Raw genomic sequence first — 25,805 nt, forward strand, 5'->3', positions numbered from 1 at the left:
CCGGCTCCTAGGGTCCGCGCGATATGACGATGCAGGGGGATATGACCGGGGCCGCGCCGCTGCGCTGGTGGCAAACGCGGACGTTCGTGGTGCTGGTGGCGCTCGCGTCGATCATCCCGCTGCTGTGGCCGCAGATCCCGCCGCTGGTCGACCTGCCCGGGCATATGGGGCGCTACCGCGTCCAGCTGGCGATCGATGACAATCCGTGGTTGTCGCAATGGTATGATTTTCGCTGGTCGCTGATCGGCAATCTGGGCGTCGACCTGCTGATCGAGCCGCTCGCGCCGATCTTTGGCCTCGAACTCGCGGTCAAGCTGATCGTGATAGCGGTCCCCGCGCTGACGGTGTCGGGGCTGTTGTGGATCGCGCGCGAGGTGCACGGCCGGATCCCCGCGACCGCGCTGTTCGCGCTGCCGCTGGCGTACAGCTATCCGTTCCAGTTCGGCTTCGTGAACTTCGCGCTGGCGATGGCACTGGCGCTCAACATGTTCGCGCTATGGCTGCGGCTCGCGCGGCTGAACCGGCTGCGGTTGCGCGCGGCAGTGTTCGTGCCGTTGTCGTGCCTGCTCTGGGTCTGTCACACCTTCGGCTGGGGGGTGCTCGGCATCCTCGCCTTTTCCGCGGAGCTGATCCGCCAGCACGACATCCGCCAGGACGGGGCGCGGCATGGCTGGACGAGCGCGTTCGTTCGCGCCGGGCTCAATTGCCTGCCGCTGGCGTTGCCGATGGTGATGATGGTGCTGTGGCGGTCGGGCGATCACGTCACCGGCAAGACGCAGGACTGGTTCAACTGGCGCTGGAAGATGAACTGGATCACGATGATGCTGCGCGATCGGTGGATGCCGTTCGACATCGCGTCGGTGACCTTGCTGTTCGTCATCCTGTTGCGCGGCGTGCGCGACCAGCGGATCGAATATTCGCGCAATCTGGGGCTGTCGGCGGCGTTCCTGCTGGTCGTCTATATCCTGTTGCCGCGGATCGTGTTCGGGTCGGCCTATGCCGACATGCGCCTGGCGCCGTTCATGATGGCGTTCGCGCTGATCGCGCTCCGGCCGCGTCGCGGCGTATCGCTGCGCGGCGCGTCGGTGATCGCGGCGCTGGGCTTCGCGTTCTTCGCGGCCCGGCTGACCGCCACGACGGCGAGCTATCTGATCTACGACCGCGCCTATGACCGCGCGATCGCGGCGATCGACCAGGTGCCGGAGCGGGCACGCGTCGTGTCGTTCGTCGGGCGGCGGTGCCGTGACGACTGGGCCTATTCGCGGCTGGAGCATGTGCCCGCGCTGTTGCTCGAGCGGCGGCTGGCGTTCACCAACGACCAATGGTCGATGGCCGGCGCGCAGCTGATGACGACGCGTTATCATGACGCGGGCGGCTTCGCGCACGACCCGTCGGAGATCGTCACCGACATCCCGTGCCGCGGCCAATGGTGGCGGCCGATCTCGAAGGCGCTGGGGCAGTTTCCACGCGCAGCGTTCGACTATGTCTGGCTGATCACCCCGCCCGCCTATGATCCCGCGCTGGTCCGCGATCTGACGCCGGTGTGGCGCGACGAGACCAGCACGCTGTTCCGCGTCAACCGGCTGGAGGATCGCCCCGCCGGAAGGGAGTGAGCTCCTGCAGGCAGTCGCGGTCCGCCGCGACGGCGTCGCGCTCGCGGTCCAGATAGTCGGCGATCGCAGCACGGAAGCCGGGATCGGGAATGTAATGCGCGGAATAGGTCGCGACCGGCGCATAGCCGCGCGCCAGCTTGTGTTCGCCTTGTGCGCCGGCTTCCACCGTCTTCAGCCCGCGTTCGATCGCGGCGTCGATCGCCTGATAGTAGCAGAGTTCGAAATGGAGGAACGGCACCTCCTCGGTCGATCCCCAATACCGACCGTACAGCGTATCGTCGCCGATCAGGTTGAGCGCACCGGCGATGGGCACGCCGTCGCGTTCGGCGAAGATCAGCAGGATGCGCTCGGCCATCGCGTCGCCCAGCAGGTCGAAGAAGCGCCGGGTGAGATAGGGCCGCCCCCATTTGCGCGCGCTGGTATCCTGGTAGAACACCCAGAACGCATCCCAGTGCGCAGGCGTGATCGCGGCACCGGTCAGGTGGCGGATCGTCAGCCCCTCCACCGCCGCGACGCGTTCCTTGCGGATCGCCTTGCGCTTGCGCGACGACAGCACCGCGAGGAAATCGTCGAAGCCGGCATAGCCGTCATTGTGCCAGTGAAACTGCGTGCCCTGGCGGATCAGCCAGCCCGCCGCCTCGAACAGCGGCACTTCGTATGGCGCGATGAAGGTGGCGTGCGCCGACGACAGCCCGCTCTGGTCGGTCACCGCCTCCAGCGCGGCGATCAGCGCTGGCGCGAGGCTGGGGTCGCGGAGCAACAGCCGGGGACCGGGCACAGGGCTGAACGGCGCGGCGATCTGAAGCTTGGGGTAATATTGCCCCCCTGCCCGCTCCCAGGCGTCGGCCCAGCCCTGATCGAAGACATATTCGCCCTGGCTGTGGCCCTTGGCATAGGCAGGCGCGATTCCCGCGGGGCGGCCGTCGTCGCCGTCGATGACGATCGGCAGCGCCTGCCACCCTGAGCGGCCGTTGACGCTGACGGACTCCTCGAGCGCGGCGAGGAAGGCGTGGGACACGAACGGATTTCCCGGGCCGGCGCACGCGTCCCAGTCTTCGGCGGCGATGGTGGTGACGCCCTGGGCGATGCGGGCGGTGAGTGCGGTCATGCGGGGTAGATGGTGAAGCTAGGCACGGATCGCAAAGCCCTCGTCACCCCGGACTTGTTCCGGGGTCCACTACGCCGCGCAATCATCGCCCGCGGACTACGCGGCACGGTGGATGCCGGAACAAGCCCGGCATGACGGATCAGGCCGAAACCTGCACGATTGCGTCGATCTCGACCGCGGCGCCGAGCGGCAGCACGGGCACGCCCACCGCCGAGCGCGCATGCTTGCCGGCATCGCCGAACAGCGCGACCATCAGCTCCGACGCGCCGTTGGCGACCTTCGGCTGGTCGGTGAAGTCGCCGGTCGAGTTGACGAACACGCCGAGCTTCACGATCCGCTCCACCCGGCCGAGCGAGCCGCCGAGCGCCGCCTTGACCTGGGCACAGATCATCAGCGCGCACAGCTTGGCGGCCTCCTGGCCATCCTCCACGCTGACGCCGTCGCCGAGGCGGCCGGTGACGAGCTTGCCGTCCTTGAACGGCAGCTGGCCGGAGATGTGGAGCAGGTTGCCCGCGAGCACGGTCGGCACATAGGCGGCGACGGGAGCGGCTGCCTGCGGCAGGGTGAGGCCAAGCTCTTCGAGCTTGCGGTCGATATGATCGGTCATGCGGTGGGTATCACCACGGGCGTGGGTGGCGGGTCAAGTGCCCCCCCTTCCGTCATCCCAGCGAAGGCTGGGATCTCGTGAGGCAAACGCGGGGCAGGAGCCGCAAGAGACCCCAGCCTTCGCTGGGGTGACGGAGGGCTCACGCGCCCCTGGGCGACGCGTTAAGCGGCAGGAACCCCCGCCGCGAACCTTTCTGCGATCCAGTCCGCCGCCTCGCGCCAGTCGTCGATCCGCGCATGTGCCTCGGGCGCCTTCGGCACGTGTACCGCTAGCGTCGGCTCGGACACCATGTGCAGCCGGTGGACACCCGGCGCATGCTTGGCGACCGAGGCGTGGTGGACCGCAAGGTCGTCGACGAACACCGTCACTGGCGCGCCATATTCCGCGACCAGTCGGACCACCGGATCGCCCTTGCCGCCCTGATTGCAGACGACGCGGTGCGCGATGCCGAACTTCGCGAGCTGTTCGATGCGCGGTTGCTGGCACTCGTCCTGCAGGTTTGTCAGGATCACGATGTACGCCATCGTGCCGAGCCGCTGCAACGCCTCGACCGCGTGCGGGACGAGCGTCTGGCGGTGCATCTCGCCCGGGAAGAACTCGCCGAGCATCCCCCACATTTCTTCGCGCGTCGGCGGCGGGCTGCCGTCGCGCCGGGTCATCGCGTCGGAAAAATCGCCGTGCTGCATCGTGAACTCGATGTCGTGGCGCTCGTCGAGCCAGCTGCCGAAATGCTTGACCATGTGCAGCAGCACTTCGTCGCAATCGGAGATCAGCAGCGGCTTCATGCGTCGAACTCCGGTCCGTCGATCAGCGCGCGGGCGCGGACCAGCTGCTCTGGCTTCACGCCGAGCGATTCGGCGCAGGCGATCAGATCGGGTTCGTAATTCTCGAGGAAGCCGAGCACCGCCGACAGCACCGCGGGTTCGCCGGCCCGCGCGCGTAGATCGTCGGGGTCGAGGCCGGTCACCGCGAGCAGCCGTTCGGCGCGGTCCTGCTCGGCGAGCGTCCACACCAGCGCCTGCAGCGCCAGGCTTTCCGCACCGTCCGCATTGGCGACTTCGTTTGAATCGCGCGTCCGCATTGCCTATCGTCGCCTCTTATCGAAGGGACCGCTCGGGTGGCAAAGAAGGTGCTCGTTGTCGAGGACAACGAACTCAACCTCAAACTTTTCTGTGATTTGTTGAGGGCACATGATTTCACCGCCGAGCCGGTGCGTGACGGCCGCGAAGCGGTCGCGCGCGCGCGCGCCTTCGTGCCCGACCTGATCATCATGGACATCCAGATGCCGCACGTGACGGGGTACGAGATCATCCTGGAGCTGAAGGCGGACGAGACGTTGAAGGCGATCCCGGTGATGGCAGTGACCGCCTATGCCGGGCGCGACGACGAGGACCGGATCCGTGCCGCGGGGGCGGATGCTTACGTGTCGAAGCCGATCAGCCTCGCGCGGTTCATGGATGCGGTGCGGGGGTTGGTGTAGCGGAGTGGCTCCCCTCCTCCTTCGTCACCCCAGCGCAGGCTGGGGTCTCCCGACGTAGAGCGCGCGCTTGCCGCACGAGATCCCAGCCTGCGCTGGGATGACGAGTTTGCGTAGGACGCGCAAAAGCCGCGGACGCAGGCGCCCGCGGCTCTCGATCCCCGCCTTCGCGGGGATGACCTGACGGCGGCTTGCGCCGCCCGTCACGTCACTTGATCTTGGCTTCCTTGAACTCGACATGCTTGCGCACGACGGGGTCGTACTTCGAGAACGAGAGCTTCTCGGTCTTGGTACGGGGGTTCTTCTTGGTGACGTAGAAGAAGCCGGTGTCCGCGGTGCTGACGAGCTTGATCTTGACGGTAGTCGGCTTGGCCATGCGCCCAATCCCTAAAGCTGTAAAAATGCGAAAGCGGCGGGCAATGCCGCCGCTCTATCAGTGGCGGCGCATGGCGCATGCGGGCGCCCAAGTCAACTCCGCGGCATGCGAAACACCCTGTTTACCACTGCGCGCGCATGGTGCGGATACAACAGAGGATGGAGCGGGTCATGGGGCAGGCACTGGCACGGATCGATGAACTGGGTGCGGTGAAGGCGGATCTTGCCGCGCGAATCGCGGCGATCGACGTGCGCGCCCCCTATGCGCAGGCGCGCGACCTTGCCCCCGAGATCGACGCGATTCGCGTGATCGCGCATCGCAACGGACTGAACCCCGCGGTCACCGTCGCGCATTTCGTCGATTCGGCGCTGTCGCGCGGCGAACACGGTGCGCTCGTCCATGGCTGGCTGTCGATCCTGGGCGACGCAATCGTCAGCGAGCGGCAGGACGTGCAGGCCTGCCATGCGTTCGCCGCGGCGTGTTCGGTGCGGCTGGCGGGATAGTGGATGCGTTGATGGCGGCGCTGGTCGCCGCCGCCCTGGCGCAGATCGGGGATCGCACCGCGTGGCTCGCGGCGATCCTGGCGGACCGGTATCGGCCGGCGCGGGTGATCGCGATGGCGGCAATCGCGATGCTGGCGGCGAGCGGGCTCGCGGCGTTCGCGGGGACTCTGCTGGCGCCGATGCTGGCGCCCAATGCGAAACAGTTGATGCTCGCGCTGGCGCTGCTGCTGCAGGGCGGCGGCGCATTCTTTCCAGCCAAGGCGCCCGAGCGGCTGCAGCGCTGGCGGATCGGTGCGCTCGCCACCAGCGCGCTGGGGCTGTTCATCCTGGCCTTTGGCGACGGCGTACAGTTCATCGTCGTGACGCTCGCCGCGCGCAGCCCGGTGCCCGCGCTGGCGGCGGTCGGCGCGACGATCGGGTCGCTGGCGGTGATCGTCCCCGCCGCGGTGATGGGCGAGGCCGGGTGGACCGCTCTGCCATTGAAACGGGTGCGGATCGGGATCGGGGTCGCGCTCCTGCTGGCCGGGCTATTCCTCGCGCTCGGGGCACTCGACCTGATCTAGCGCGTCGATCACGCTGTCCGGCAAAGTCGGCGGGAGCGATTCGGGGGTCCGAACCGTTCACGCAACGACCTCGACACTTCCGGAGCTTGTTCATGACCAACCCCGCCCTCGACACGCCGACCGATCTTGCCAGCAACAGCACCAAATCGGTCGCCGATGCGCTCAACAGCGCGCTGGCCGATTCCTATGCGCTGTACCTGAAGACCAAGAATTTCCACTGGCACATGTCGGGCCCGCATTTCCGCGACTATCATCTGTTGCTCGACGACCAGGCCGCGCAGATCCTGGCGATCACCGATGCGATCGCCGAGCGCGTGCGGAAAACCGGCAACACCACGCTGCGCTCGATCGGCGACATCTCGCGTCGTCAGACGATCGCCGACAACGACATGGACTTCGTCGCGCCCACCGCGATGCTCGCCGAACTGCGCGAGGACAATCTGAAACTGATCGAGTCGTTCCGCACGGTGAAGGACGCGGCCGACGCCGCGAAGGACAATGCCACTAGCGGCGTCGTCGATGCGTGGACCGACGAGGCCGAGGAGCGCGCCTGGTTCCTGTTCGAGGCGAGCCGGACCGCCTGAGCGGTTCGGATACGGGCTGCGATACGACCACCATGCACGCATTCGCCGCCCTGCTCGATTCGCTGATCCACACGCGGTCGCGCAACGCCAAGCTGAAGCTGATCGCCGATTATCTGCTGGCGACGCCCGACCCGGATCGTGGCTGGGCGATGGCGGCGCTGACCGGCGATCTTGACCTGCCCGGGGTGAAGCCGGCGATGATCCGCGCGTTGATCGAGTCGCGGGTCGATCCAGTACTATTCCGGATGAGCCGCGACTATGTCGGCGACACCGCCGAGACGGTCGCGCTGCTGTGGCCCGAGCCAGTGGCGCCGGTCGATCCCGCGCCGTTGTCGGTCGCGCAGGTCGTCGATGGGCTGATGCACCTCTCGCGCGCCGATGCGCCGGCGGTACTGGCCGGGATGCTCGACCGGTCGGATGCCGAGGAGCGGTTCGCATTGCTCAAGATGGCGACCGGCGCGCTGCGGATCGGCGTGTCCGCGCGACTGGCCAAGACCGCACTCGCCAACGCGTTCGGGCTGGAGGTCGATGCGGTCGAGGAAGTGTGGCACGGGCTTTCGCCGCCCTATGAAAGCCTGTTCGCCTGGGGCGCCGGGACCGGCGCGCAGCCGACCCCCGCCGACGTGCCGGTGTTCCGCCCGTTCATGCTGGCGCATGGGCTGGAGGACAATCGCGTCGACCTCGCCGACTATGCCGCCGAGTGGAAATGGGACGGCATCCGCGTTCAGATCGTCCATGTCGCGGGGCAGACGCGGCTCTACAGCCGGACCGGCGACGATGTGACGGGGAGTTTTCCCGAGGTGGCGGCAGCCTTCACGACACCGGGCGCGGTCGATGGCGAATTGCTGGTGAAGGGCGAGCATCAGGGCGGCAGCCTGGAGGATGGCGGCGGTGCGGCGAGCTTCAACGCGTTGCAGCAGCGGCTAGGGCGCAAGGTGGTCTCCGCGAAGATGCAGGCGGACTATCCCGCGTTCGTGCGGCTGTACGATGTGCTGTTCGACGGCGCCGAGGATCTGCGCGAGCTGCCCTGGACCGAGCGGCGCGTCCGGCTGGAGGCGTTCGTCGCCGGGCTCGATCCCGAACGGTTCGACCTCAGCCAGGTGATCGAGGCGGAGGATTTCACCGCGCTGGAGGCGGTCCGCGCCGGGGCGCGCGACGCGGCGATCGAGGGGGTGATGCTCAAGCGGCGCGACTCGCCCTATGTCGGCGGGCGGCGCGTCGGGCTGTGGTACAAATGGAAGCGTGATCCGCTGACCGCGGACTGCGTGATGATGTACGCGCAGCGCGGGTCCGGGCGGCGATCGTCCTTCTATTCGGATTACACGTTCGGCTGCTGGACCGAGGACGGCGAGTTGCTGCCGGTGGGCAAAGCCTATTCGGGGATTACCGACGAGGAGCTGAAGATGCTCGACGGCTTCGTGCGGCGCAACACGCTCAACCGCTTCGGGCCGGTGCGCGAGGTCGAGAAGACGCTGGTGCTGGAGATCGCGTTCGATTCGCTGCACGAGTCGAAGCGGCACAAATCGGGCGTCGCGATGCGCTTCCCGCGAATCGCGCGGATCCGTACCGACAAGCCGGCCACGGAGGCGGACCGGATCGACACGCTGCGGCGGATGATCGTCTGACCGGTCGGAAAGTCACAAAAGTCACGCCCGCGGGGGTGTTATTCCGGGTGGGCGCCGAGTCGATCTACGACGTCAAAGAGCGCCACAAGATCTGACGAAGTTCGGGCGTGTAGGACAGCAAAATCCTCCCCACGAAGGGGGAGGATCGGCTGGCATCAGGCGGCGGCGAAGCTGCCGTCGGTGCCGAGCACGTGGAGCTTGCCGTCGTCGATCGCGAACACCGCGCCTTCGAGGCTCAGTGTGCCGGCTGCGAGCCCCGCCTGGATGAACGGGAAGGTCTTCAGATTCTCGATCGAGACCTTCACGCCTTCCTTTTCGAGCATCGTCTGGCCCTCGGGACCGGTGCCGCAGGCGGCGACGACCTTGTCGCGCGCGCCGTCGAGCAGCTTGATCCATTCCGCGACGAACCCACCCTCACCCGGCTTGGCGTCGCGCAACGCGCCCGACAGCGATGCCTTGACGCCGCCGCACTGGCCGTGGCCGAGCACGAGGATTTCCTCGACTTTCAAGGCGGTAACCGCAAATTCGACCGCGGCCGACACGCCGTGCAGACCGCCGCTGGGGTCGAACGGCGGCACCAGATTGGCGACGTTGCGGACCACGAACACTTCGCCCGGGCGCGTGCCGAAGATCGTCGCGGGATCGACCCGGCTGTCCGAGCAGGCGATCACCATCACCTTGGGGGTTTGGCCGGTGGCCAGTTCGCTCCACTTCTCGCGCTCGTCGATCCACTCATTGCCGCGGAAGCGGTAGTAGCCGTCGATCAGATCCTTGAATTTACGCATGCACTGCCTTTCGCTGTTCGGGCATCAGATGGCCATTCATGAACTTTTTGTCATCTTGTTTGCGGCTCGAGACGGCCAGAATTCGGGGAGACGGGCGGAATTTACGCCAGCCTGCACGTGCGGGAAAGCAATGCCAGAACGCGGGAGCGCCCCAAGCCGACCCACCCCCGGCCCCTCCCTTCCAGGGAGGGGAGAAGCATGCCGACCAACCGTCGGCTAACGCGCTTCGTCGATCCGGATTTCGAACAGGGTTGGCCAGTATTTGCCGGTGACGAACAGGCGGTCGGCCTTGGCGTCCCAGGCGATGCCGTTGAGCACCGAATCGGCGCCGGTCGCGCCGATCTCGGCGACCAGCGGGCGCAGGTCGATGACCGCGGTGACGCGGCCGCTGGCGGGATCGATGCGGACGAGGAAACCGGTGCGCCAGACATTGGCGAGCACCGCGCCGCGGATATATTCGAGTTCGTTGATGTCGCGAAGCGGCCGGCCGTCGATCGTCACGGGGACGCGGTGGCGTTCGGCCAGGGTCCTGGGATCGCGGAAGATCAGCGCGGACGAGCCGTCGGACTGGATCAGCTGACGCGCGTCGGCGGTGAGGCCCCAGCCTTCGCCGGTGTAGCGGGTCCGGCCGACCGGTTTGAGCGTGCGGACGTCCCAGCGATGCGAGATGCCGTCATGCCAGGTCAGGCTGACGAGCTGGCCGTTCCACAGAGCGAGGCCCTCGCCGAACTGCGCGGGCGGGATCATCGCCCTGGCGAGCGTCCTGCCGTCGGCGAGCGCGACGCGGCGGACATCCGACGCGCCCTCCTGCCCGGTGCTCTCGTATAGCGCGCCGTCGTGCCAGAGCAGGCCCTCGGTGAACGCCTTGGTATCATGCGGGTAGCGCGCGACGATCGTCGCCGACAGCATCGGCGCCTTGTCGGCCGCCTGTGCCACAGGTGCGACCTGGCGAGCGTCTTGCGCGGACACGAAAACGGCCGGCCCCGCCAAGGCGAGACCGACCGCAATCATGACTTTTCCGATCACGAACAGGTCCGGATTAGAAGTCGGTTCAGCCGCCTGCGCTGAGGTTGACAGCCGCGTACTTGCCGCGACGATCGACTTCGAGCTCGAACTCGAGCTTGTCGCCCTCGTTCAGCGTCGCCATGCCGGCGCGCTCCACGGCCGAGATGTGCACGAATGCATCGGGCTGTCCGTCGTCGCGCTGAATGAAGCCGAAGCCCTTCATCGCGTTGAAGAACTTGACCGTTCCGGTCGCCTTCTCGCCGGTTAGCTGACGCTGTGCGCCACCTGCACCGGCGCCGCCGGCACCGCCACGGGGGGCTTCGTCACGGTCGCGCGGCGGCCCGCGGTCGGTGACGGCCATCGGCTCGCCATCGATCTTGAGCTCGGTCGCCGATATACGGCCACCGCGATCGACCAGGGTGAAGCCCAGAGGCTGACCCTCGGCCAGACCGGTCATGCCGGCCTGTTCGACTGCGCTGATGTGGACGAACACGTCCTCGCCGCCGTCATCGCGAACCACGAAGCCGAAGCCCTTCTGTGCGTTGAAGAACTTGACCACGCCGGTGCCTTCGCCAACGACCTGGGGGGGCATGCCGCGGCCCGCGCCGCCGCCACCGCCCGAGAAGCCGCCGCCGCCACCGCCGCCGCTGCGGAAACCGCCGCCACCGCCGCCGCCGCCGAAGCGATCGCCGCCACCACCGTAGCTGCTGCCACCGCCGCCGCCGAAGCGATCACCGCCGCCACCGCCGCCGTAGGAGCTGCCGCCGCCGTAGCTGCTGCCACCGCCACCATAGGAGCTGCCGCCGCCGAAGCTGCTGCCGCCTTCGTCACCGCCGCCGAAGCTGTCGCGCTTGTCGCGGCCACGCCCGCCACGGTTCCCGCGGCCACCTTTATCGAAACCCATAAGCTCTGATCGTCTTCCCGGTTCGCCCGCAAATCTCTCCAAAACCTTCGTGCCGGACGACAAACGCAGGTTTCCGGGCGCGAAACCTTTTGCGCCCTAACGATACTCGTAGCGCAAAAAGCAATCCACCGCGAACGGAATCTTGTCGGGAGTCAACCATTCTGGATCGATCGTGGCACAAACGTGGCGCGAGGAGCACAAAATGGATGTTTCGCCAGAGGCCAGGCTACGCCGTGATGCCTGCAGACCGCTTGAGCGAAGGGGCCGGGAGCGCTAGGGCCCGACCATGACCGTATATCTGCACGAACACGACATTCCCGCCGACCTGTTTGCGCCCGGCGCGTCGATTGCGGTCGATACCGAGACGATGGGGCTGATCACGCCGCGCGACCGGCTGTGCCTGGTGCAGCTGTCGGATGGCGGGCCGGACGAGCATCTCGTCCGATTCGCGGCGGGTGCGGGGTATGATTCGCCGAACCTGAAGGCGCTGCTGGCCGATCCGGCACGGCTGAAGCTCTATCATTTCGGCCGATTCGATATCGCCGCGGTCCAGCATTATCTGGGTGTCGTCGCCGCGCCCGTCTATTGCACCAAGATCGCGTCGCGGCTGGTGCGGACCTACACCGACCGGCACGGGCTGAAGGAGCTGGTGCGCGAGCTGCTGGGGCAGGACATCTCGAAGCAGCAGCAATCGTCCGACTGGGGTAGCCCCGAGCTGAGCGACGCGCAGAAGGACTATGCCGCGTCCGACGTCCGCTTTCTGCACCGGCTGAAGACCGAACTCGACAAGCGGCTCGAACGCGAGGGCCGGGTGGCGCTGGCGCAGGCGTGTTTCGATTTCCTGCCGGCGCGCGCGGCGCTCGATCTCGCGGGCTGGCCCGAAATCGACATTTTCGCGCACGCCTGATGCCGTCGATCGTACCCCCCTCGGCGGTTGCGCGCCGCGAACGCTCGAAGCGTGAACGCTGGGCGTTGCCGGGGGGCACGCACGACCGGCTAGTGGCGATCGCGCGAATCGGGTTGCCGACCGCGATCGGCGTGCTGACCGCGTTCCTGGTGATGGCGCCGCTGACCGCGGGCGGCGACGTGTCGTTCGTGCTCGACAAGAACAAGGTCGATGTCGCGACCGAGCGGCTGAAACTGCAGTCCGCGCAATATCGCGGCCAGGATTCGAAGGGGCAGGTGTTCCGGCTCGACGCAGGGTCGGCGATCCAGAAGAGCTCGGCCGAACCGATCGTCCAGCTGAACCGGCTCGACGCGCAGATCCAGCTGACCGACGGCCCGGCGCAGATCAAGGCGAACACCGGCCGCTACGACATGGACACGCAGAAGGTGCGGCTCGACGGGCCGTTGAACTTCACCGCGGCGGGCGGCTATGACCTCAAGACCAACGACGCGACGCTCGATCTCGCCAATCGGACGATGGAGAGCGGGGGCGCGGTGACCGGCACGGTGCCGCAGGGCCGGTTCAGCGCGAACAAGCTGCGCGCCGACCTCGAGGGACGCACCGTGCGGCTCGATGGCAATGCCCGCTTGCGGATCGTCCCCAGAGGGCCGAAATAGCCGCCATGCGCACGTCTCTCCTCGCCGCCCCGCTGTTCGTCCTGCTCGCAGCGGGCGGGGCCCATGCGCAACGCGCGCACAATTCCAACGCGCCGATCGATTTCGGCGCCGATCATATCGAGCTGCAGGACAAGGCCAACCGCGCGGTGCTGGCGGGCAACGTGTCGGTCAAGCAGGCCGAGATGACGCTGAACGCGGCGCGGATGACGGTCGCCTATACCGGCGAAGTCGTCGGCGGGAACCCGCAGGTCTCGCGGCTCGACGCCAGCGGCGGCGTCACCGTGCGCCGGCCCGAGCAGACCGCGCGCAGCCAGTACGCGATCTACGATCTCAACCGCCGCGTGATCACGATGCTGGGCGCGGTGACGCTGACGCAGGCGGGCAACACGGTCAACGGCGGGCGGCTGACGATGAACCTCGATACCGGCCGCGCGGTGATCGACGGGTCGTCGGTGGCGGGCAGCAGCGGTGCGGCTGGCGGTGGCGCGAGCGGCGTCACGCAGACCGGCGGACGCGTGACGGGCACCTTCTCGGTACCCAAGCGCAACTGAGGTCCTTTCCAGCGGCGGCCGGTTCATGCATGTTCCGGTCCAAGTCCGCGGACGCGATGCAACCAGTTTTAGCGAGACCCAGGATCATGGACGCGACCACCTTGCCCCCGATCGACGGCGCCGCCGCCGCGCCGATCATCGAGCCGCCGACCAGCGACGGGCTGCAGGTGGTGTCGATCGCCAAATCCTACGACAAGCGCACCGTGCTGACCGACGTGTCGGTATCGGTCGGGCGCGGCGAAGTCGTCGGGCTGCTGGGCCCGAACGGCGCGGGCAAGACGACCTGCTTCTATTCGGTGATGGGGCTGGTGAAGCCCGATTCGGGCCGGATCATGCTCGACGGCGAGGATATCACCAAGCTGCCGATGTATCGCCGCGCGATCCTCGGGCTCGGGTACCTGCCGCAGGAGACGTCGATCTTCCGCGGGCTCAACATCGAGAAGAACATCCTGACGGTCCTGGAGCTGTCGGAGCCGGACAAGGCGGCGCGCGAGCGGAAGCTCGATACGCTACTGGAGGAGTTCGGGCTCACCCGGCTGCGCACCGCGCCGGCGATGGCGCTGTCGGGCGGCGAGCGGCGGCGCGCGGAAATCGCGCGCGCGCTCGCGGCGGATCCGTCGATCATGCTGCTCGACGAGCCGTTCGCGGGGATCGACCCGATCTCGATCGCCGACATCCGCGACCTGGTGAAGGACCTGAAGCGGCGCGACATCGGCGTGCTGATCACCGACCACAATGTCCGCGAGACGCTCGACATCGTCGACCGCGCGTACATCATCTATGACGGGCGGGTGCTGTTCTCGGGCAGCCCCGAGGAGCTGGTGGCGGACGCGAACGTGCGGCGGCTGTATCTGGGCGAGGGCTTCTCGCTCTAGGATTATGCGGACCGAGGCGCGCCCATTCCTCCCCTGCAAGGGGAGGGGGACCAGCGAAGCTGGTGGAGGGGGTTATCCGCGAGCGCAGTGCCTGCCGACATCCCCCTTCGTCAGCGCTGCGCGCTGCCACCTCCCCTTGCAGGGGAGGATTTCTCGATGAGTCTCGCGCCGCGCCTCGATCTCCGCCAGTCGCAATCGCTGGTGATGACGCCGCAGCTGCAGCAGGCGATCAAGCTGCTGGCGCTGTCGAACCTGGAGATCGAGGGGTTCATCGCCGAGGAGATCGAGCGCAACCCGCTCCTGGAAGCCAGCGCGCCCGAGGATATCGAGGCGCCGGACCGCGAAGCCGTCGTCGCGCCGCGCGACGAGCGGGTCGCCGCCGATGAACTGCTCGCCGGCAGCGGCGGCGCTGCCGAACCCGCGCTCGACGTCGACTTCGCGACCGAAAGTCACCAGCAGGACAGCATCGCCGACGGCGGCAGCGGCAACGATGGCGCGCTGTCGATGACCGGCGCCGGCGCGGGCGGTGCGGGGGGCGAGGACGGCCCCGATCTCGACGCGTTCGCCGATACCGCGCTCAGCCTTGCCGATCATCTGATGGCACAGGCGGGCCCGGCGGTGCCGCACGCCGACATGGCGATCGCCGCGCATCTGATCGACCAGATCGACGAGACCGGATATCTGACCGCGTCGCTGCTCGACATCGCCGGGCGGCTGGCCGTGCCACTCGCGCGCGTCGAGGGGGTGCTGACGATCGTCCAGACCTTCGACCCGACCGGCGTCGGCGCCCGCGACCTGGCCGAATGCCTGACGCTGCAGGCGAAGGAGGCGGACCGCTACGATCCGTGCATGGCGGCGCTGATCGCGAATCTCGATCTGCTCGCGCGCGGCGAGCTGACCCGGTTGAAGCGGATCTGCCAGGTCGACGACGAGGACATGGCCGACATGATCCGCGAACTGCGCGGCTATGATCCGAAGCCCGGGTGCCGCTATGGCGGCGAGCCGGCTCAGGCGGTGGTGCCCGACCTGTACGTCGCACGGACCAAGGCGGGGTGGGGAATCGAGATCAACAGCGCGACCCTGCCGCGCGTGCTGGTCAATCGGAGTTACTATACCGAGCTGGCCGGGGGGCAGCAGGACAAGGCGTCGAAGGCGTGGCTGTCCGATTGCCTGGCGAGCGCGAACTGGCTGGTGAAGGCGCTCGACCAGCGGCAGCGGACGATCATCAAGGTCGCGACCGAGATCGTGAAGCAGCAGGAGGCGTTCTTCCTGAAGGGTGTCGCGCACCTGCGACCGCTCACGCTGCGCCAGGTGGCGGAGGCGATCGAGATGCACGAATCGACCGTCAGCCGGGTGACGAGCAACAAATATGTGAGCTGCGCGCGGGGGCTGTACGAGCTGAAGTATTTCTTCACGAGCGGCATCGCGGCGGCGGATGGCGGCGATGCGGTGTCGGCGCAGGCGGTGAAGGCGGCGATCAAGGCGCTGATCGCGACCGAGGGGGCGAAGATTCTGTCGGACGATACGTTGGTCGAGCTGCTGAACGCGAAGGGTTTCGATATCGCGCGGCGTACTGTTGCGAAGTACCGGGAGGCGTTGGGGATCGGGAGTTCGGTGCAGCGGCGTCGGGCTCGGACGCTCGAAGGGGCTTGATTCACGCTAAGGCGCTAAGGCGCTAAGAGAAGAAGTTAGGTTCACGCGGAGGCGCGGAGACGCGGAGAGAAGAAGTTTTGCGCGCAGAGGCGCAGAGGACGCTGAGGTGTTCCGTCCGCGTCAGCGGACCTTATTTACATAAACGTTTTGAGCTGAAAGCCGCTGCGCGGCAATCGCATACCCTCTGCGTCCTCTGCGCCTCTGCGCGATCCCTCTTCTGCTTCTCTCCGCGTCTCCGCGCCTCCGCGTGAAAACCCTTCTTCTCTTAGCGTCTTCGCGGCTTAGCGTGAACATCAATCATCTTCATCTTCGAACCCTACCAGTGCCAGCGCTCTCGCCTTGATCTGGTGGGTCATGCACCAGTGGACGAGCGCATCCTCGCGGCCGTGGGTGACCCAGACTTCCTTCGGGGAGATTTCCGTCAGCGTGGCGGTGAGTTCGTCCCAGTCGGCATGGTCCGACAGGATCAGCGGGAGTTCGATGTTCTTCTGCACCGCGCGCTGGCGGACGCGCATCCAGCCGCTGGCCATCGCGGTGATCGGGTCGGGCAGCCGCCTGGACCAGCGGTCGTTGAGCGCGCCCGGCGGGCACATCACGACATGGCCGGCCATCTCGGCCTTCTTGGTGTCGGCGACGGGGATCAGTTCGCCGAGGCGGACGCCGTGTTCGACATAGAGGTCGCACAGCCGTTGCAGCGCGCCGTGGATGTAGATCGGGGCATGGTGGCCGCGTTCGCGCAGTTCGGCGATGACGCGTTGCGCCTTGCCCAGCGCATAGGCACCGACGACGACGCAGCGATCCGGGTTGGCGTGGAGCGCGGCGATCAGCTTGTCGATCTCGTCGCCGGTGTCGGGGTGGCGGAACACCGGCAGGCCGAACGTCGCCTCGGTGACGAAGACGTCGCATTTGACCGGCTGGAACGGGGTGCAGGTGGGATCGGCACGGCGCTTGTAATCGCCGGAAACGACGATCCGCTCGCCGCGATAGTCGAGCACGATTTGCGCCGAGCCGAGGACGTGGCCGGCGGGGACGTAGCCGATGTCGACCTCTCCCATCCGGATCGTCTCGCCGTACGCGACGGGGTTGCCGGCCTGCGGGCCGTAGCGCGCGTCCATGATCGCGAGCGTCTCGGGGGTCGCCCAGACCGCGTCGTGGCCGCCGCGGGCGTGGTCGGCATGGCCGTGCGTCACCAACGCGCGCGCGGCGGGGATCGAGGGGTCGATCCATGCGTCGATCGGCTTGACGAGGATGCCGTGCGGGTGGGGTTCGAGCCAGTCGCCGAGCTTTGCCATGGGGGTAGTACGCGTGGCCCCGGCGGAAGTGCCGGAGGGTGCTCCGGCATTCGTACCTGTTCCGTCACCCCGGGCTCGACCCGGGGTCCCGCTATCTCGACGGGCGGGAACAAGCGGGACCCCGGATCAAGTCCGGGGTGACGATATTCTAGGGTGACGGGGTCAGCGCCGTCTGCCGACGTGGATCGTCGCGAGGATCGCATCCATGTTCGCCGCCGCGACCGCCCGGGTCGGGGCAGTGCGGCCGGGGGCAGCCCCCGCCTTGATGCTGTAGGTCACCCGGTCGACCGCGTAGCAGGTGCCGTCGACGACGGTGCGCAGGTCGGTCGCGGCGATGGCCTGGCTCATGCCTGCATCGCCGTTGGTGTACACCGTCCAGCGCTGGCCGCCGAGCATGCGGTCGGGCAGGCGCCGGGTGTTGGCACCCTTCGCGCCGTCGGTGCCGCAGCGCGCGACCACGCCGGCGTCGCGGCTGAAGCCGATCTGGACCATCTCCATCACCTGCCCGACGCCGTCCTTCGGCTTGGCGACCTGCCAGAAGCGCGCGATGCCGACGCCACGGCCGACCGGCTTGCCGTCCCACATCAGCCGCCAGCCGCCGGTCATCAGGGCACGGCCCGAAAAGGTGCGGGTCGGGTTGAGGTTCGCGGGATGCGACAGCCGCACCAGGCCACCGCCGCCGATGAAGGATTTGGTCGCGGCCTGCGCGGTCGCAAACGGCAGCAATACGATCAGGGGCAGGAAGCAATAGCGAAGCTGCACATAGAACCTTTCGATGCGGATCGGATGCCAAAAACAGCGCGCGCCGCGCGCGTCCATGGCGGTCCGACGTAGCGCCCCCATATTGCGACGATGCGTGAACAGGCCGTGAGCGACCTTCCCCCCATTTTGGAAAACTGGTTCGCCACACGGGGTTGGCGGCCGCGGCGGCACCAGTTGGAGATGCTGGCGCAGGGCCGCGCCGGGCGCCACGCGCTGCTGGTGGCGGCGACCGGCGCGGGGAAGACGCTCGCCGGGTTCCTGCCGACGCTCGCCGAACTGGTCGAGAACCCCACCGAAGGGCTGCACACGCTGTACGTGTCGCCGCTGAAGGCGCTGGCGGTCGATGTGCAGCGCAACCTGCTGACGCCGATCGACGAGATGGGGCTCGACCTCCGCGTCGAGACGCGGACGGGGGATACCTCGTCCGACAAGAAGGCGCGGCAGCGGGTGAAGCCGCCGCAGATCCTGCTGACGACGCCCGAATCGCTGTCGTTGCTGCTGAGCTATCCCGACAGCTTCACGATGTTCGAGGGGATCCGCACGATCGTCGTCGACGAGGTCCATGCGTTCGCGACCGGCAAGCGTGGCGACCTGCTGTCGCTGTGCATGGCGCGGTTGCAGCGGATCTCGCCGGGGATGCGGCGCGTGGCGCTGTCGGCGACGGTCGCGGATGCCGACGGCTACCGCGCGTGGCTGGCGCCCGATGGCGATATCGACCAGGTCGCGAGCGTCCAGGGCGAGGCGGGGGCCGAGCCGAACATCGCGATCCTGCTGCCCGAGGGGCGCATCCCCTGGTCGGGGCATTCGGGACGCTATGCCGCCGAGCAGGTGATGGCGCAGATCGAGGCGCATAGGACGTCGATCGTGTTCTGCAACACGCGCAGTCTGGCGGAGCTGATCTTTCAGGACCTGTGGAAGGCGAACGTCAATTCACTGCCGATCGGCGTGCATCACGGCAGCCTAGCGAAGGAGGCGCGGCAGAAGGTCGAAGGGGCGATGGCCGACGGCAAGCTGCGCGCGCTGGTCGCGACCGCGAGCCTCGACCTGGGCGTCGACTGGGGCGATGTCGACTGCGTGATCCAGATGGGCGCGCCCAAGGGATCGTCGCGGCTGTTGCAGCGGATCGGGCGCGCCAACCACCGGCTGCACGAATCGTCGGAGGCGATCGTCGTGCCGGGCAACCGGTTCGAATATCTGGAGGCGCGCGCGGCGCTGGACGCGGTCGATGCGGGCGAACTGGACGCCGACATCTTCCGCGAGGGTGCGCTCGACGTGCTGGCGCAGCATGTGATGGCGTGCGCGTGCGCGGCGCCGTTCCACCAGGATGCGCTGCTCGACGAGATTCGCTCCGCCCTGCCCTATTCCGCGTTGCCGACCGACACGTTCGAGCGCGTGCTCGGGTTCATCCGCGACGGCGGCTACTCGTTGAAGGCCTATGACAAGTTCAAGCGGCTGACGCAGGATGCGGACGGATCGTGGCGCGTCAGCCACCCGAAATTCATCGGCCAGCACCGGCTGAACGCGGGGATCATCGTCGAGGCGACGATGCTGCAGGTGCGCTTCAACAATGGCCGGCAGCTCGGCAAGGTCGAGGAGGCGTTCGCGTCCACCCTGTCGCACGGCGACACCTTCTTCTTCGCGGGGCTGAGCCTCGAGGTGATGAAGATCGACACCGAGGACCTGATCGTGCGCGCGACATCGCGGCCGGCGCGGATCCCGACCTATGGCGGCAGCCGGATGCCGTTGTCGACCAACCTCGCCGCGCGCGTCCGCGAGTTTCTCGCCAGCCCGGAGGAATGGGCGCGGTTTCCCGACGATGTGCGCGAATGGCTGGAGTTCCAGGCCTATCGCTCGGTGCTGCCCAAGCCCGGCCAGCTGCTTGTGGAAACCTTCCCGCGCGAGGGGCGGCATTACATGGTCGCGTACAGCTTCGAGGGGTGGAACGCGCACCAGTCGCTCGGCATGCTGATCACGCGGCGGATGGAGACGCAGGGGCTGAAGCCGCTGGGGTTCGTCGCGAACGACTATGCGATCGCGGTGTACGGGCTGGAGAAGATCACCGACCCGGCGTCGCTGTTCTCGTCCGACATCCTCGAGCACGAGTTCGTCGAATGGGTGCAGCAATCGCATCTGCTGAAGCGCGCGTTTCGCGAGGTGGCGGTGATCGGCGGGCTGGTCGAGCGGCAGCATCCGGGCAAGCGCAAGACCGGCAAGCAGGTGACCTTCTCGACCGACCTGATCTACGACGTGCTGCGCAAATACGAGCCGACCCACCTGCTGCTGGAGGCGGCGTGGGCGGATGCGCGGGCGCGGATGACCGATGTCGGGCGGCTGGCCAATTTGCTCGACCGCGCGGCGGATACGATGCTGCATGTCGATGCCGAGCGGGTCACGCCGCTGGCGGTGCCGGTGCTGACGCTGATCGGGCGCGAGAAGGTGTCGACGGGCAATGCCGACGACGCGTTGCTGGTGGAGGCGGAGGCGCTGGCGGCGGAGGCGATGCGGGTGGATTAAGGCTTATGTGTTCCCGCGCAGGCAGGAACCCAAGGTAACGGGCGGCGGCATGTGTAACCCTGGGCTCCTGCCTGCGCAGGAGCACAAGCTCCCCTTGCCAAAGGGCCGATTCGGGCGCAGCCTCCGTCCATGAAGGCCTTGATCGCCGTGTTGCTCGCCGCCGCGTCGCCGCCCACGCAATTGGTCATTCCGCCGACGACGCCGCCGCCACTGCCGCTGACCGATGAGAGCGTGTTGCTGCTCGGCGACGTCGCGACGCGGATGACGGTGCCGGTGACGATCGCCAGGCGCGGGCCGTGGCCGTTCGTGATCGACACCGGCGCCGAACGCACCGTGGTCGCGCGCGAACTGGCGGGGGTGCTGGGGCTAGCGTCGGGCGGCGACGTGCGCGTGACCACGATGGTCGGCACCTCGACCGTGGCGACGACGCTGATACCGAATCTGTCGGTCAGCACGATCACGCAAGGAACGATCCGCGCGCCTGCGTTCGATGCGCGCAACCTGGGGGCGCTGGGCATGATCGGGATCGACGTGCTGCAGGGGCACAAGGTGCGGATCGATTTCGACCGCAAGCAGATGACGCTGCAACCCTCGACCAAGCGGCGCACCACCTCGCGCGGCACGTCGGATGAGATCGTCGTCGTCGCGCGCTCGCTCTATGGCCAGCTGATCGTCACCGACGCGCATTGGCGGGGTACCCGGATCGCGGTGGTGATCGACACGGGGTCGCCGATCTCGGTGGGCAATGCGGCGCTCAGGGCGGCGATCGGCAAATCGGGCACCGCGATGGGGCCGATCAGCGTCGTCGCGGCGACCGGCGAGACTCTGGTCGCCGACGGCTATGCGGTCGACGACGTGTCGCTGGGCGGGATCGGCTTTTCCAACGTGCCGATCGCGTTCGCCGATGTCGCGCCGTTCCGCCGCTTCGGGATCGACCACCGGCCGGCGCTGATGATGGGGATGGACATGCTGCGGCTGTTCCGCGTCGTACAGATCGACTTCGCCAACCGCGAGATCCGCTTCACCGTGCCGCGCACCGGCCGGCCGGCGCCGCGGTTCGGGCTCTAGCATCGTCACCCGGATGACGCAGGGGGTGAACACCCGTTGCGCGTCGCCGCGATTGCGGTTCTATTTGCGCCGACAGCAATGAGGGGGACTACATGACGATCCGCAACGCCTTGATGGCGGCCACCGCGATATTGACGATCCCCTCGGTCGCCACGGCGCAGGCGCGGCCCGACCAGAAGGCGTTTTTCGGGCTGTACAAGGAGCTGGTCGAGACCAACACGACGCTGTCCGCAGGCAGCTGTACGCAGGCCGCCGCGCAGATCGGCGCGCGGTTGAAGGCGGCGGGCTATGCCGATGCCGACATCACCTATTTCTCGGTGCCGGAGCATCCCAAGGACGGCGGGCTGGTCGCGGTGCTGAAGGGCAGCGACGCATCGATCAAGCCGATGCTGCTGCTGGGGCATCTCGACGTGGTCGAGGCCAAGCGCGAGGACTGGGCGCGCGACCCGTTCACGCTCGTCGAGGAAGGCGGCTATTATTACGCGCGCGGCACGGTCGACGACAAGGCACAGTCCGCGATCTGGGCGGACGCGATGATCCGCTTCAAGACCGAAGGCTATAAACCCAAGCGCACCATCAAGCTGGCGCTGACCTGCGGCGAGGAGACCACCTTCGCCTGGAACGGCGCGCAATATCTGGCAGCAAACAGGCCTGAGCTGATCGCGGCCGAATTCGCGCTGAACGAGGGCGGCGGCGGGCGGCTGGGCGACGACGGCAAGCCGCAATTGCTCGCGATCCAGGTCGGCGAGAAGGCTTCGCAGAACTATACGTTCGCAGCCACCAACCCCGGCGGGCATAGCTCGCAGCCGACGCCGGCGAACGCGATCTACGAGCTCGCCGACGCGGTGAAGGCGGTGCAGGGCTATGAATTCCCCGTGAAGTTCACCGATACGACGCGCGCCTTCTTCACCGCGACCGCCAAGACCAGCCCGGGCGAGACCGGGACCGCGATCACGCGGCTGCTCGCCAACCCCGAGGACAAGGATGCCGACGCGATCGTCAGCCGCGACAAGGCGCTGCATTCGACGCTGCGCACCACCTGCGTCGCGACGCTGCTGAGCGCGGGCCATGCCGAGAACGCGCTGCCGCAGCGCGCGACCGCGAACATCAACTGCCGGATCTTTCCGGGCGAGACGGTCGACGGGACGCTCGCCAAGCTGAAGGAACTGGCAGGCGCCAAGGTGGCGGTGACGGCGAACCAGCCGGTGCGGCCTACCGCGATTCCGCCGACGCTCGATCCCAAGATCACCGGGCCGGCGACCAAGGTGGCGGCGAAGTATTTCCCCGGCCTGGCGCTGCTGCCGCTGATGTCGACGGGCGCAACCGACGGGATCTTCTTCGAGGCGATCGGCATCCCGGTCTACGGCGCGCCGGGGATCATGATCGAGAAGGATTTCGGCGGCATCCACGGGCTGAACGAGCGGATCCGGATCTCGTCGCTGTATACGGGCCGCGATTACCTGTTCGACCTGGTCAAGGCGTATGCGGGGTAAGCGCCGAGCGCCAGGCACGGCCCCTTCCCCCTCCCTGGAAGGGAGGGGTCGGGGGTGGGTCGGCTTGGGGCGTGAGCAGCGTTTCCTCGCCAGCCCACCCACCCCCAGCCCCTCCCTTCCAGGGAGGGGAGCAACCGCTACACCGTGACCTGTTCGCCCAGTTCCAGCACCTTGCCCGGCGGAATCCGCAGGAAGTCGGTCGGGTCGCTGGCGTTGCGCTGCAGGAACACGAAGATGCGGTCCTGCCACGGCGGCATGCCCTTTTCCGCATCGGGCTTCAGCGTGTTGCGGCCGATGAAGAACGACGTGCGCATCGGGTCGAGCCCCAGCTGCTCGGACTTGGCGCCGATGCCGAGGTCGCGCGGCACGTCGGGCGATTCCATGAAGCCATAGGTCAAGACGACGCTGGAAAAGTCGTCATTGACCCGTTCGACCTGCGCACGGCAGTCGTCGGGCACGAACGGCCGGTCGGCCGTGCGAACACTGACGATCAGGTTGCGCTCGTGCAGCACCTTGTTGTGCTTGAGATTGTGGAGCAGCGCACCGGGCGTCGCCTGCGGGTTGGCGGTGAGGAACACCGCGGTCCCCGACACGCGCTCGGGCGGACGCTTTTCGAGCGCGGCGGCGAGGTCGAGCAGCGGAATGCTCTGACGCTGTTCGAACGCGCGGACGATCGTCTTGCCGCGCACCCAGGTCCAGATCACCAGCCCGATCGCCGCGGCGACCACCAGCGGTACCCAGCCGCCCTCGACCACGCGCAGGATGTTGGCGCCGAAGAAGATCAGGTCGAGCGCGAGGAACGGCAGGATCGCGGCGAGCGCGAGCGGGCGCGACCAGTTCCAGCGATGCCGCACGACGATGTAGGCGAGCAACGTGGTCACGACCATCGTGCCCGTCACCGCGATGCCGTACGCCGCGGCCATCGCCGACGAGGTCTTGAACTGCACGACGAGGATCAGGACGCCGACCAGCAACAGCCAGTTGATCGTCGGCAGATAGATCTGCCCGGCGAACGCGGCCGAGGTCTGGCGGATGCGCAGCCGCGGCAACAGGCCGAGCTGGATCGCCTGCTGAGTCAGGCTGAACGCACCGGTGATGACCGCCTGGCTGGCGATCACGGTGGCGAGCCCCGCGAGGATGACGAGCGTGGGGCGCAGCGGCTCGGGCGCCATCAGGAAGAACCAGTCCTGGTTGACGAACGGCACACCGCGCGCCGCCGCATCTTCGAGCCGCGATAGCGCGAACGCCCCCTGCCCGAGATAGTTGAGCGCGAGCGCGGGCAGAACGAGGAAGAACCAGCCGAGACGGATCGGCTTGATCCCGAAATGCCCCATGTCCGCGGTCAGCGCCTCGGCACCGGTGACCGTCAGGAACACCGCGCCGAGCACGAACAGTCCCAAGACACCGTGCGTCGCGAGGAACATGACGCCGTAGCTGGGCAGGAAGACGCGGACGATCGAGGGTTCGTCGGCGATATGCCACACGCCCAGCCCGCCGATCGCGAGGAACCAGAGGATGCAGACCGGGCCGAACAGCTTCGAAACGTGCGCGGTGCCGCGCGACTGGATCAGGAACAACGCGATCAGGATCGCGATCGTCAGCGCGCGGACCGTTCCCTGATCGAAGATGTGCGCCGCGCTCGGGATCGTGCGCAGCCCCTCCATCGCGGACAGCACCGACAGTGCGGGCGTAATGATCGCATCGCCGTAGAACAGCGACGCGCCAGCGGCTCCGAGGACGATCGCGACGCGGGGGCGCACGCCCTTCGCGCGGCGGGCCAGCGCGGCGAGCGCGAGCACCCCGCCCTCACCCTGATTGTCGGCGCGCATCAGGAACAGCACGTATTTGACGGTGACGACGAGGAACAGCGACCACAGAGCCAGGCTGAGCACGCCGAGGATCTCGGACGGGTCGATGCCGTTGCCCGCGGTCTGGCCCAGCGCTTCGCGGAACGCATAGAGCGGGCTGGTGCCGATATCGCCGAACACCACGCCGATCGCGCCGACGGTAAGCGCGAGCAACGCGGGATGCGCGTGGACGTGCGCCGCCGAGGATACGGTAGCGTTCGGGTGGACGGAAATTCCGGCGACGGACGACATGGCGCGAAAAGCGCTCCTTCACGGATGACGGCGCGCTTTACGCCGATTGCGACGGCGCACAAGAGCTTGCTTCACCCGCGCCGTATCGGCATGGCACAGCGATGGTTCCCTTTTCGTTCGGCGGACACGCGTTGCTCGCGCTACCCCAGGGGGCCCTGTTCTGGCCCGCACGCCGCGCGTTGCTGGTCGCCGACCTGCATTTCGAGAAGGCAAGCTGGTTCGCGCTGCGTGGACAGATGCTGCCGCCCTATGATTCGATCGCGACGCTCGCCGACCTTACCGCGCTGGTCGCGGCGACCGGCGCGGACGAGATCTGGTGCCTGGGCGACAGTTTCCACGACAGCGACGGCTGCGAACGCCTGCCGCAGCGCGCGCAGGACATGTTGCGCGCGCTGACCGATGCGACTCGCTGGACCTGGATCACGGGCAATCACGACCGTACGATCCTCGACCGCTGCGGCGGCGAGGTGGTCGACGAGGCGGTCGTCGACGGGTTGGTGCTACGTCACGAGGCCGACCGGGCCGAATCGTGCCCCGAGCTGTCGGGGCATTTCCACCCCAAGCTGCGCGTGCGGGTGCGGGGGAAACAGGTCGCGCGGCGGTGTTTCGTGGCGACCGCGACCAAGCTGATCCTGCCGGCGTTCGGTGCGCTGACCGGTGGGCTGGACGTCGACCACCCCGAGATCGTTCGCGCGGTCGGGCTCGGGGCGGAGGCGCTGGTGCCGGTGGCGGACCGGATGTTGCGGTTTCCGGTGGCGGCGTAAACCTCCCCTCCCTGCAAGGGA

The 25,805-nt window shown here is 67.7% G+C and carries 26 protein-coding genes; 15 read left to right on the plus strand and 11 right to left on the minus strand.

The features are described 5' to 3' along the window. Nucleotides 1-41 precede the first annotated feature (41 nt). On the plus strand, nt 42-1,613 hold the full coding sequence (locus tag U1701_RS02645; RefSeq protein WP_332780977.1) for a hypothetical protein: 1,572 nt from the start codon (nt 42-44) through the stop codon (nt 1,611-1,613). Here the strand turns inward: U1701_RS02645 and U1701_RS02650 are convergent. From U1701_RS02650 to U1701_RS02665, 4 genes are all read right to left on the minus strand, one after another. Further along, entirely contained in the window at nt 1,576-2,721 is a 1,146-nt protein-coding gene (locus U1701_RS02650) for a GNAT family N-acetyltransferase (RefSeq protein ID WP_332780978.1), read from the minus strand. The two genes, U1701_RS02645 and U1701_RS02650, sit on opposite strands and share 38 nt — an antisense overlap. Nucleotides 2,722-2,860: 139 nt before the next feature. Next, nucleotides 2,861-3,328 (minus strand): RidA family protein, encoded by a 468-nt coding sequence (locus tag U1701_RS02655; RefSeq protein ID WP_332780979.1) that lies wholly within the window; start codon nt 3,326-3,328, stop codon nt 2,861-2,863. A gap of 161 nt (nt 3,329-3,489) precedes the next feature. Beyond that, entirely contained in the window at nt 3,490-4,113 is a 624-nt protein-coding gene (locus tag U1701_RS02660) for an HAD family hydrolase (RefSeq protein ID WP_332780980.1), read from the minus strand. Further along, nucleotides 4,110-4,409 (minus strand): DUF3572 domain-containing protein, encoded by a 300-nt coding sequence (locus tag U1701_RS02665; RefSeq protein WP_332780981.1) that lies wholly within the window; start codon nt 4,407-4,409, stop codon nt 4,110-4,112. The genes U1701_RS02660 and U1701_RS02665 overlap by 4 nt, the downstream gene beginning before the upstream one ends. A 36-nt stretch (nt 4,410-4,445) precedes the next feature. On the opposite strand from U1701_RS02665, the gene U1701_RS02670 reads away from it, so the two are divergent. Further along, nucleotides 4,446-4,808, plus strand: a complete 363-nt coding sequence (locus U1701_RS02670; RefSeq protein ID WP_332780982.1) for a response regulator — start codon at nt 4,446-4,448, stop codon at nt 4,806-4,808. Nucleotides 4,809-5,013: 205 nt separating this feature from the next. Here U1701_RS02670 and rpmG read toward each other — a convergent pair whose 3' ends face one another. Further along, a complete protein-coding gene (gene rpmG, locus U1701_RS02675) occupies nt 5,014-5,181 on the minus strand; it encodes a 50S ribosomal protein L33 (RefSeq protein WP_017977469.1) in 168 nt (55 codons plus the stop codon). A 170-nt stretch (nt 5,182-5,351) separates the two neighbouring features. On the opposite strand from rpmG, the gene U1701_RS02680 reads away from it, so the two are divergent. From U1701_RS02680 to U1701_RS02695, 4 genes are all read left to right on the plus strand, one after another. Further along, a complete protein-coding gene (locus tag U1701_RS02680) occupies nt 5,352-5,684 on the plus strand; it encodes a hypothetical protein (RefSeq protein ID WP_332780983.1) in 333 nt (110 codons plus the stop codon). 11 nt (nt 5,685-5,695) lie between these two features. Further along, the gene (locus U1701_RS02685) at nt 5,696-6,247 is read left to right on the plus strand and encodes a TMEM165/GDT1 family protein (protein WP_332780984.1); all 552 of its coding nucleotides are present in this window, start codon (nt 5,696-5,698) and stop codon (nt 6,245-6,247) included. Nucleotides 6,248-6,339: 92 nt separating this feature from the next. After that, the gene (locus tag U1701_RS02690; protein WP_332780985.1) at nt 6,340-6,831 is read left to right on the plus strand and encodes a Dps family protein; all 492 of its coding nucleotides are present in this window, start codon (nt 6,340-6,342) and stop codon (nt 6,829-6,831) included. 32 nt (nt 6,832-6,863) lie between these two features. Next, nucleotides 6,864-8,456 carry a cisplatin damage response ATP-dependent DNA ligase gene (locus U1701_RS02695; RefSeq protein ID WP_332780986.1) on the plus strand — a complete coding sequence of 531 codons (1,593 nt, stop codon included), beginning with the start codon at nt 6,864-6,866 and terminating at the stop codon, nt 8,454-8,456. Between the two features lie 155 nt (nt 8,457-8,611). Here the strand turns inward: U1701_RS02695 and U1701_RS02700 are convergent, their stop codons facing one another. From U1701_RS02700 to U1701_RS02710, 3 genes are all read right to left on the minus strand, one after another. Beyond that, complete coding sequence (locus U1701_RS02700; protein WP_332780987.1) at nt 8,612-9,241, minus strand: carbonic anhydrase; 630 nt, start codon at nt 9,239-9,241, stop codon at nt 8,612-8,614. Nucleotides 9,242-9,457: 216 nt separating this feature from the next. Beyond that, nucleotides 9,458-10,252: a glutaminyl-peptide cyclotransferase gene (locus U1701_RS02705; RefSeq protein WP_332780988.1), complete on the minus strand. Its 795-nt coding sequence runs from the start codon at nt 10,250-10,252 to the stop codon at nt 9,458-9,460. Nucleotides 10,253-10,292: 40 nt separating this feature from the next. Beyond that, nucleotides 10,293-11,150, minus strand: a complete 858-nt coding sequence (locus U1701_RS02710) for a cold-shock protein (protein ID WP_332780989.1) — start codon at nt 11,148-11,150, stop codon at nt 10,293-10,295. Between the two features lie 286 nt (nt 11,151-11,436). On the opposite strand from U1701_RS02710, the gene U1701_RS02715 reads away from it, so the two are divergent. The 5 genes from U1701_RS02715 to rpoN all read left to right on the plus strand — a co-directional run bounded on the left by U1701_RS02715 (nt 11,437) and on the right by rpoN (nt 15,792). Further along, complete coding sequence (locus U1701_RS02715) at nt 11,437-12,057, plus strand: ribonuclease D (protein WP_332780990.1); 621 nt, start codon at nt 11,437-11,439, stop codon at nt 12,055-12,057. Next, the gene (gene lptC / locus U1701_RS02720; RefSeq protein ID WP_332780991.1) at nt 12,057-12,713 is read left to right on the plus strand and encodes an LPS export ABC transporter periplasmic protein LptC; all 657 of its coding nucleotides are present in this window, start codon (nt 12,057-12,059) and stop codon (nt 12,711-12,713) included. Before U1701_RS02715 ends, lptC begins: the two co-directional genes overlap by 1 nt. 5 nt (nt 12,714-12,718) lie before the next feature. Beyond that, nucleotides 12,719-13,264: an LptA/OstA family protein gene (locus U1701_RS02725; RefSeq protein ID WP_332780992.1), complete on the plus strand. Its 546-nt coding sequence runs from the start codon at nt 12,719-12,721 to the stop codon at nt 13,262-13,264. Between the two features lie 86 nt (nt 13,265-13,350). Continuing rightward, on the plus strand, nt 13,351-14,139 hold the full coding sequence (lptB, locus tag U1701_RS02730; protein ID WP_332780993.1) for an LPS export ABC transporter ATP-binding protein: 789 nt from the start codon (nt 13,351-13,353) through the stop codon (nt 14,137-14,139). Nucleotides 14,140-14,295: 156 nt separating this feature from the next. Then, a complete protein-coding gene (rpoN, locus tag U1701_RS02735; protein WP_332780994.1) occupies nt 14,296-15,792 on the plus strand; it encodes an RNA polymerase factor sigma-54 in 1,497 nt (498 codons plus the stop codon). Between the two features lie 293 nt (nt 15,793-16,085). On the opposite strand, the gene U1701_RS02740 is transcribed toward rpoN, so the two are convergent. Both U1701_RS02740 and U1701_RS02745 read right to left on the minus strand, forming a co-directional pair. Next, complete coding sequence (locus U1701_RS02740) at nt 16,086-17,084, minus strand: ligase-associated DNA damage response exonuclease (protein ID WP_332780995.1); 999 nt, start codon at nt 17,082-17,084, stop codon at nt 16,086-16,088. A 162-nt stretch (nt 17,085-17,246) separates the two neighbouring features. Beyond that, entirely contained in the window at nt 17,247-17,846 is a 600-nt protein-coding gene (locus U1701_RS02745) for a hypothetical protein (RefSeq protein WP_332780996.1), read from the minus strand. A 90-nt stretch (nt 17,847-17,936) separates the two neighbouring features. Between U1701_RS02745 and U1701_RS02750 the strand changes: the two genes are divergently transcribed. From U1701_RS02750 to U1701_RS02760, 3 genes are all read left to right on the plus strand, one after another. Beyond that, nucleotides 17,937-20,360, plus strand: a complete 2,424-nt coding sequence (locus U1701_RS02750; protein ID WP_332780997.1) for a ligase-associated DNA damage response DEXH box helicase — start codon at nt 17,937-17,939, stop codon at nt 20,358-20,360. Nucleotides 20,361-20,489: 129 nt separating this feature from the next. Next, nucleotides 20,490-21,428 (plus strand): aspartyl protease family protein, encoded by a 939-nt coding sequence (locus U1701_RS02755; RefSeq protein ID WP_332780998.1) that lies wholly within the window; start codon nt 20,490-20,492, stop codon nt 21,426-21,428. A 92-nt stretch (nt 21,429-21,520) separates the two neighbouring features. Next, the gene (locus tag U1701_RS02760; RefSeq protein ID WP_332780999.1) at nt 21,521-22,921 is read left to right on the plus strand and encodes a M20/M25/M40 family metallo-hydrolase; all 1,401 of its coding nucleotides are present in this window, start codon (nt 21,521-21,523) and stop codon (nt 22,919-22,921) included. A 137-nt stretch (nt 22,922-23,058) separates the two neighbouring features. On the opposite strand, the gene U1701_RS02765 is transcribed toward U1701_RS02760, so the two are convergent. After that, nucleotides 23,059-25,020: a potassium transporter Kup gene (locus U1701_RS02765; protein WP_332781000.1), complete on the minus strand. Its 1,962-nt coding sequence runs from the start codon at nt 25,018-25,020 to the stop codon at nt 23,059-23,061. Nucleotides 25,021-25,121: 101 nt separating this feature from the next. Between U1701_RS02765 and pdeM the strand changes: the two genes are divergently transcribed. Continuing rightward, the gene (pdeM, locus tag U1701_RS02770; protein WP_332781001.1) at nt 25,122-25,784 is read left to right on the plus strand and encodes a ligase-associated DNA damage response endonuclease PdeM; all 663 of its coding nucleotides are present in this window, start codon (nt 25,122-25,124) and stop codon (nt 25,782-25,784) included. Nucleotides 25,785-25,805: the final 21 nt, after the last annotated feature.

This window comes from Sphingomonas rhamnosi, assembly GCF_036663615.1.
GTDB lineage: Bacteria > Pseudomonadota > Alphaproteobacteria > Sphingomonadales > Sphingomonadaceae > Sphingomonas.